The sequence below is a fragment of the Polyangium sp. y55x31 genome (assembly GCF_029946505.1).
GTDB lineage: Bacteria > Myxococcota_A > Polyangia > Polyangiales > Polyangiaceae > Polyangium.
On the sequence record NZ_JARZHG010000081.1, the window covers coordinates 1 to 7,859 of the forward strand.

5 protein-coding genes and 1 pseudogene are annotated in these 7,859 nt (G+C 70.2%); 1 reads left to right on the forward strand and 5 read right to left on the reverse strand.

The genetic code is table 11. The features are described 5' to 3' along the window. Positions 1 to 42: 42 nt before the first annotated feature. From QHF84_RS49805 to QHF84_RS49825, 5 genes are all read right to left on the reverse strand, one after another. A complete protein-coding gene (locus QHF84_RS49805; RefSeq protein WP_281320728.1) occupies positions 43 to 1,203 on the reverse strand; it encodes a hypothetical protein in 1,161 nt (386 codons plus the stop codon). A gap of 52 nt (positions 1,204 to 1,255) precedes the next feature. Beyond that, positions 1,256 to 1,975 carry a hypothetical protein gene (locus tag QHF84_RS49810; protein WP_281320729.1) on the reverse strand — a complete coding sequence of 240 codons (720 nt, stop codon included), beginning with the start codon at positions 1,973 to 1,975 and terminating at the stop codon, positions 1,256 to 1,258. A 7-nt stretch (positions 1,976 to 1,982) separates the two neighbouring features. Further along, entirely contained in the window at positions 1,983 to 4,796 is a 2,814-nt protein-coding gene (locus QHF84_RS49815; protein WP_281320730.1) for a hypothetical protein, read from the reverse strand. A 63-nt stretch (positions 4,797 to 4,859) separates the two neighbouring features. After that, a complete protein-coding gene (locus QHF84_RS49820) occupies positions 4,860 to 5,699 on the reverse strand; it encodes a hypothetical protein (protein ID WP_281320731.1) in 840 nt (279 codons plus the stop codon). Between the two features lie 51 nt (positions 5,700 to 5,750). Continuing rightward, positions 5,751 to 6,176: a hypothetical protein gene (locus QHF84_RS49825; RefSeq protein ID WP_281320732.1), complete on the reverse strand. Its 426-nt coding sequence runs from the start codon at positions 6,174 to 6,176 to the stop codon at positions 5,751 to 5,753. A 61-nt stretch (positions 6,177 to 6,237) separates the two neighbouring features. Between QHF84_RS49825 and QHF84_RS49830 the strand changes: the two are divergent. After that, positions 6,238 to 7,859 (forward strand): annotated as a pseudogene (locus tag QHF84_RS49830) (hypothetical protein); the annotation flags it as partial.

Below are 7,859 nucleotides of genomic sequence, written 5' to 3' on the forward strand. Positions count from 1 at the left end.
GGGGTGGGTGCCCCCCCCCCCCCGCCTCCTGCTCGGCTACTCTCAAGGATTGGTGATGAGCTCGATCTCGCCGATGGCGTAACGCGGGCAGCCGCTCTGACCGGTGCAACCCGGCCAGATGTCTTGCAGGCGGATTCGCCAGAGCTCGGATGCTGGTGCCCCGGCGCTCGTGAAGGCTTGCCAGCTCTTCGTGGGCTGCGTGGCGTAATCGCCGACGGACACCCATGCGCTTCCATCCCAGCGCTCGAGGTGGACCTCCTTTGGCAGCCAGGCGTCGGCTGGTGCGGTGCCGGCGTTTTTGTAGCAGATCGATTTTACCGGCGTTGCCTCTGGCAGGCGGAAGTAGAGCCGGGCCTCGGCCACGCTGGATGGCGTCCCGTAATATTCCAGGGGGCTCCCGCTGCTGCCGTCATTGAGGCGGGAGGCGTCCAGGCCAGCGCCGTACTCCGAGGAGGCGCGGAGCTGGTTCGGCAGGAGGTCCATGAATTCGTCGCCCACGCCGTTCCGCGCGAATACGACCGGGTTGCGCAAGAGGTTCCGACCGGCGAGACAACAATCGTCATGGTTGTCGCACGTGCCCTGGGCGGCGCAGAGCGCGTTGCATCCCGGCCCGCAATCGACACCGCTCTCGGCGCCGTTTTGCACGCCGTCGCTGCACGTCGGTGCTTGACAGACGCCGCTCGTGCAGACCTGGCTCTGGCAATCCGCGTTCATCTGGCAGCCCTTGCCGTCGCCGCAGGCGGCGCATGGGCCGCCGCAATCGACGTCGGTCTCGCCGCCGCTCTTCACGCCGTCGCCGCAGTCCTGCATCACGCCGCCCGTGCCGCCGTTGCCACCGACGCCGCCTGCGCCGCCCATTCCGGTCGAGCTGCTCGCGCCGCCGATGCCACCTGCGCCGCCGATACCCGTCGAGCTGCTCGCGCCGCCGATGCCACCTGCGCCGCCGATACCCGTCGAGCTGCTCGCGCCGCCGATGCCGCCCGCGCCTCCGATACCCGTCGAGCTGCTCGCGCCGCCGATGCCGCCCGTTCCGCCCGTTCCGGTCGAGCTGCTCCCGCCGCCGATGCCGCCGGTGCCGCCGGCCCCGCCGCTGCCCGTGGTGCCCGAGCTCGTGACCGAGGTGCTCGACGAGCAGGCCAGCAAGACGAATCCAGACAGAATGGTTGCCCCAAAGCGCAAGCGAGCGTCATTCGCCACGATCATTCAATCCTCCTGGAGAGCTAGGGAACCCCCCCCGGGATCTGATTTGCGGCGTTCACCCCGTCGCCACGCGCACCCGCGGGAACACCAGCATTCCTTCGGTCCCCGCCCGGCGTAGCCCCGCGAGCATGCACTCGACCACGTTGCCCTCTTCCGCCGGATCACTCGTCGTCGCCGCCTTCTCCATCGAAGACGCCGAGAAACGCGTGCCCGACGTCGGCGTGACGAGCTCGCACCCCGCTGCGGACGCGAGGGCCGCGAGTGGCGCGCGCTCGCGCTCGAGCAAGGGCGCATGCGCGATCGTGCGGCCTCGCTCCTTGAACGCGCCCACGAGCACGGCTTCGAGCCCCTTCGCCTTGAGCGCCGCATAAAGGCCCGGGCTCGCCACGAGGTCACGGCCGATCGCCGCGCGCAGCGCGCCCTCCAGCATCGTCCCGCTCACGTCCGCGCACGCCGCGACGAACTTCTTCTCCGCCGAGAATTGCTCCTCCAGCGCCGAGGCGGCCGCCGCCCCCGCGCGCACCTCGGCTTCGAGCGCCGCGATTCGCTCCCGCGCCGTGTCGAGCTCCAGGGACAAACGTTCACGCTGCACCCGCAGCGTCGCGAGCTCCCGTGACATCTCGTCGCGCTCGGCGCGCAGCTTGGCGACCTCGCCCTGCGCGGCCCCGGCGCCCTCGCGCTCGGCGGCCTCCACGCGCGACGACACGAGCGCCTCGTAGCGCATCACGATCGCCTCGATCTCGGCGCGCAGCGCCGCGGAAAACGTGTCTTTCATGGCGAGCTCACCGCATGTACTTCGCGAGGTTCAAGGTCGTCACGAGCGGGTCCTGCCCGTCGCGCTGCAAGGCCAGCGTGAGCTCGTCCGGGCCCGAGACACACACGAAGAGCCGGCCCACGAGCCCGGCCGCGAGCCCCGTCGGGATCATCGACACGCGCGGATCGTTCGACGTCATCTTGCCGGCCACGTACTCCTGCGCGACGCGCAGCGGCGTCTTCGTGTCCCACTTGCCGAAGTCCACGTAATGCGGCCCGAACACGCTCGGATCCGAGACGGGCGTGCCCATCTGCACGAGCGCCACGAACTTCGGCGGGAAGCCGCGCAGATCGCCCACGAAGTAGGAAAAACCCTGCGCGCGCCGGACGAGGTGCACCTCGCGGTTCGCGATCTTCAGCGCGCCGAGCGCCACGGCCGTCTTCGGCGTCACGCCCACGATCGTCACGCCGCGCTCGGTGCGTTGCGGCGTCTCGTAGAGCACGACCTGCTGGAACGGCTCGCTGCTGCCCGGCCGCCAGACCTTGAGGCCCGGTATCCCGAGCTCGTCCGCGAGCGCCTGCTCCACGAACGCGCTGCGCGAGGAGTTGCCCGCGAGCAGGATCGTCACGCCCTGCTCGCGCCAGTCCCCTTCGCTGCCCCACGGCGCGATCGCCAGCATGCTCTTCATGAGCTTCACGCCGTCGCGGATGCGCGTCTGGAGGTGCTCCGTGAGCTTGCCGTGCAGCGCCGGCACGTCCGTGGCCAGCGATTCGAGCCGCACCTCGCTCCCGTCGAGGCGCGCCGCCGAGAGATCCGCCGCGCGACGCGGCTCGTTCTCGGGGGCGAACTTCACGGCTTCGAGGCCGAGCTCGCGCTCGAAGCGGAAGCGGTTCTGCCGCCCGGCGAGGCTCCGCTTGTAGAGGTGCGGCTTGTTCGCGAGGTTGTTCGGAGGCACCGTCTGCGGCCGCATCATCGGCACCTCCTTTTCCTCCATCTCGGGCAGGTGCTTGTCGTGCTGATGCGTGAGCCACACGAGCTCGTGCGTCAGGTAGTCGCCGCCGAGGTGATCGTCGCCGCTCACCTGGAGCGTCTCGATCACCGTGCGGCTGCCGAGCTCCTCGGCCTCCTGCTCGGTCGCGGGCCGGAAGCGGCCGCAGGCGATGTCGAGCGTGCCGCCGCCGAAATCGAAGACCGCGAAGCGCATCTCGCCGAACTTCGAGATGACCGGCTCGAGCTCGGGGTACGTCGCGAGCTCGGGACAAACCTCGGCGGCGAACGCCTCGGGCTCGCTCGCGCTCATCTCCACGACGATCTCCTCGGCCGGGATCCCCTCCGGGATGCCGAGCAGGATCCCGCGGCGGATCTCCTCCTCGAGGAGCTTGCGCGCGCGCTCGTCGAACTTCGCCGGGTGCGTGAGCCAGTAGCGCAGGTACACGTCCTGCCCCGGGCGGTTGATCGCGCGCGAGAGCAGGTAGGCGTAGGCGCGCACGAGGATGCGGACGCGGCTCTCGTCGAGCAGGAAGTCGCGGCGACGCTCGCGGTCGCGGAGCTGCGGCGACTGATCGAGGCTGAGCACGCGCTCGGGCAGGCTCTTCAGCTCGGGCACCACGGCGTTCGGTGAGTCGGTCATCGCCTCGCGCGCCGCGTGGCTGCCTCGCACGATGCGCAGGAGGTTCGGGAAACGCGTGTCGCCGGCCGCGGCGCGCTCGACCTCGGCCCAGAGCCGCTCGTGATCCTCGACGAGCAGGTACGTCGGGTTCTCCGCCGATTTCGCGGCCGGCGCGCTGCCGCTGCCGAGCCGGAGCAGGGCGCGGTAGCCCTTCTGGTAGAGCGCCGCGACGGTCGCTGTCGTGCCGAAATCGATGCCCACGGCCGAGAGCCGCTGGAACGATTTCAGGAGCGGCCGCGGATCCCGGAGGCGCACCGGCAGCGCCGCGTGCCACGTGCACACGCCCGTGTGCTCGCCGTACGTGAGCGCGTGCTCGACCGTCAGATCGAGCGCGATGTCCTTGCCTTCCTCGGGGATCGGCAGAAGGTCCGGATGCGACGAATCGAGCACGAGCTCGGTGTACGTGCGCCGCCCGCCCGCGCGCCGCGTCGCGTCCTCGACCACCACGGCGGGCGCGTCGTCGTCACGCTGGAAGCGGTGAGAGACGTGCGAGGGCTTCGTGTCGATGACGAACGGCTCGCCTTCGAGCTTCGCCCAGTCCGCGAAGAGCCGCAGGCGCCACTTGCCCGTGCCGATCCAGAGCCCTTCCTCGGGGTTTTGCAGATCGAAGAGGCGCCGCTCGGGCGCGTCGACGAGGACCGAGTCCGTCGATTCGAGCAGATCCAGCGCCGAGAGCAGCGGCCCGTAGCCCGGGATGCCCACGAAGATCGTCCGCGCGAGCGTCACCTTCCGCCCGCCCGCGAGCGAGCTCTGCGGCGACAGGATCAGCCGCAACGCGCAACGTTTCCCCGCGTGCGGCGCGAGCAGCGCGAGCGGCACGACGAGCTCGACGGAGAACGACGAGAGCGGCCCCGCGCCGGCTTCTGCGGGTGCCGATCCGATCGCCGCCGCGACGGTCGTGCCGACCTTCGCGCCTTCGATCTCGAGCGCCGCGAAGAACGGGCCGTCCGTGAGGCCCGAGGCGCGGACACGTAGCTCCGCGCTCTGGATCCAGCCTTCGAAGAGCGGGAGCGCCTGATCCCACGCCGCCGTCACCGGCCGCTGTGGCCTTATCTCCATGCGCACGCCGTTCGGCAAGGCGCGCTGGACCACGGTGGAGATGAGGTCGATGCGGACGCGGGGCGAAGGGTTCGCGCGCTCGGGCGCGGGGGTCTGCGTGGCGATGTCGTTCATGGTCGGGCCGGAAGGCGGCGCGATGCTACCACCACCTCCCCGCGCCGCGATACGCCGCGCACGCTACCTTCGCGGCGCAGGCGGCGCCGATTGCACACCCCGGCCACGCGAAGGCGGCGGCGCCGAGGGGAGGCGCGTGCTCCCCGACGAGGGGCTGCGGACCACGTCGGGCGGAGGAGGCGCGCTCCTGCGGTAGGTCTCGACGCGCGAGGCGGGCGGCGCGACTTGCACCGGCGGCGCGGCCACGTCCGGCGGAGGAGGCGCGCTCCTGCGGTAGGTCTCGACGCGCGAGGCGGGCGGCGCGACTTGCACGGGCGGCGCGGCCACGGAGGGCGGAGGAGGCGCGCTCCTGCGGTAGGTCTCGACGCGCGAGGCGGGCGGCGCGACTTGCACGGGCGGCGCGGCCACGGAGGGCGTTCGCAACGCCGGAGGCGCCACCTGGACCGGCGGCGTCGTCTCGTATGTCGGCGCGCGGTACGTGGGATACGTGCGATATGCCGGCGTGCGATATGCAGGGCTCGCGCGGTAGGCCGGATATGCGGGATATTGCACGGCCGGCGGCGCGACCTGGAGCGGAAGGGATCTCCGGTACTGGTAGAGATCCCAGGGTTCATCCTGGAAGATCACCCAGCCCCCGGCCGACGGATAATACCAGGACGAACCCACCAGATAGGCGTAATTCCCGTTCCAGTAATAGGCCGGGTAATCGTAAATGTCGTACGGGACGCCGCCCGCGTCGACCACGGTGTATCCGTAGACCGAGCCGTATCCCAGCGGGACCGTGGCCCCGAACGTCGCGGCGCCGCAGCCCGTTCCGAGCGCGAGGGCCACGCAAAGCCCCGCGATGCGCGCGCAGACGCTCATTCGACCGCCCAAGCCCGGCGCCGCCCCCCTGGTTCCCATTTGCACAGCAAAACCTCGCGCCGTCCCTGCTGGCAAGCGGGATGCCAGCCATTACCGTTCCTCGGGACGAACCCCCGCGGCGAGCATCCTCCGCTTCTCGTCGAGCCACGCCCGCGCGGCCGCCTCGTTCGGCGAATGCCAGACCCAGCGGTTCCTGCTCCCGCGCAGAAAGCTCGCCCGGGCCATCATCTGCGACACCACGCGCACCGTGAAGCTCCCGCCGTGGATCGCGAGCGCGCGCGGCGGCAGCCTGTGCCCGTTCGATGTGAGCGCGTGCCGCGCCGCCGGCGTGATCACGCCGAGGTACGTGAGATCCAGGAGCAGGAGCACGAACGGAAGGCCCTGCGCCCGGGCGATGAGGTGCTCCATCATCGCGCTCGCCGTCGGCCCGTCGAAGTCCCCGCGCGGGTTCATGACGAACGTGTCGGGCGCCTCGAAGATCATCTCGCTGAGGCCGAAGGTTGCCCGGGTCTCCATGCCGCTCCACGCAAGGATACAGGATTTGACCCTCACGCGCGCCCGGGTTAGCCATGGGAGCATGAAGCTTCGTGCACCTCTCCTCCTTGCATTCACGTGCGCCGCGCTCGCCCCTGCATCTGCCTCCGCACAACAACTGCGCTTCACCGCGACGGTGCCCGGCGGAATCGCCGGCACGGGCAACTCGCTCGGCTTGAGCAAGGCGACCAGTGTGAACGGGCCCGGTGATCGCGACTCCATCGGCACGTTCATCTCGCTCGGCAATACCGTCGACGAGCCCGCCGCGGACCCGCAGAACCCCTGGCCGATGGGCACCACGGCGGACTGGAAGACGAATGGATCGAGCGCCGTGCTCTCGCTCCCCGAGGCCGAGGTGCTCTACGCGGAGCTGCTCTGGGGCGGCAGCTACGACTATGGCGGGGAGAACGTCACGGCGCTGCTCGACACCGCCGTCACGCTCTCGGCGAACGGCTCGACGATGATGGTCACGCCCGACCCCACAACGACGCTCACGATGAACGAGACGGCGGCCTCGGGCTTCGCGGTCCGTTATTACATGCGCTCGGCGGACGTGACGGATTTCGTCAAGCAGGCCGGCAAGGGCACGTACGAGGTCTCGGGCGTCCCGGCCACGCAGGCGAGCTCGATCAACAACCTGAACGCCGCGGGCTGGACGCTCGTCGTCGCCTACCGCGACGAGGGCGTCCCCATGCGCAACCTCAGCATCTTCGTGGGCGGCTCGTTCGTCGACGAGAACACGACCCAGGATTACACGGTGAGCGGCTTCTGCGCGCCGCCGGCGGGCGTCGTCGAGGGCAGCGTCATCGTGAGCGCGATCGAGGGCGACGCGAACTTCGTCGGCGACCAGCTCCAGCTCGCCCCCACGGCGGCCGGGCCGTTCAAGAATCTTTCGGGGCCGAACAACCCGTCGAACAATTTCTTTTGCTCGCAGATCAACGACGAGAACGGCAACCTCGATACCCAGGGCACGTTCGGCGATCGGAACCAGGACGCGGCCGCCGGCAAGAACGTGAGCGGCGGCCGTCAGAGCTGGGACGTGACGACGGTGCCCCTGAGCTCGCAGGATCAGCAGCTCCAGAATGGGCAGAGCTCGGCCGTCATCCGCACGCTCACCACGGACGACTCGTATGCCCCGATCCTTGCGGCGTTCTCCATCGACGTGAATGCGCCGGACTTCAAGGGCGTGGCGAGCAGCGTCATCGACGCCCCGCCCTCCGTCTCGCTCGGCGAGACCTTCACCGTCACGGCCATCCTCGCCAACAACGGCGATGTCGCGGCCGAGCAGATCGCCTTCTCGCTCCCGCTCGAAGCGAGCCTCGGCCTCGTCTCGTTCGCGGTCGACGGCACCCCCGGTGACATCTCTGGCAACCCGGTTGACGGCGCCGCGCTCACGGCGGGCGTCCCGGTCGGTGATCTGCCGGCCGGAAAGACGAAGACGGTGACGCTCGACCTCGAAGTCAAGGACGCGCCGCAGCTCATGGGCTTCTTCCTCAAGGCGAAGTGGGGCTACGGCTTCGAGGTTTGCCCGAACAAACCGCTCGTCACCGAATCGTTCTCGCAATCGAAGCTCGTGCAATACGCGGGCGGCGGCGGCGCGGGCGGCGCAGGCGGCGCAGGCGGCAACGGCGGCGCGGGCGGTGACGGCGGCGCGGGCGGCGCGGG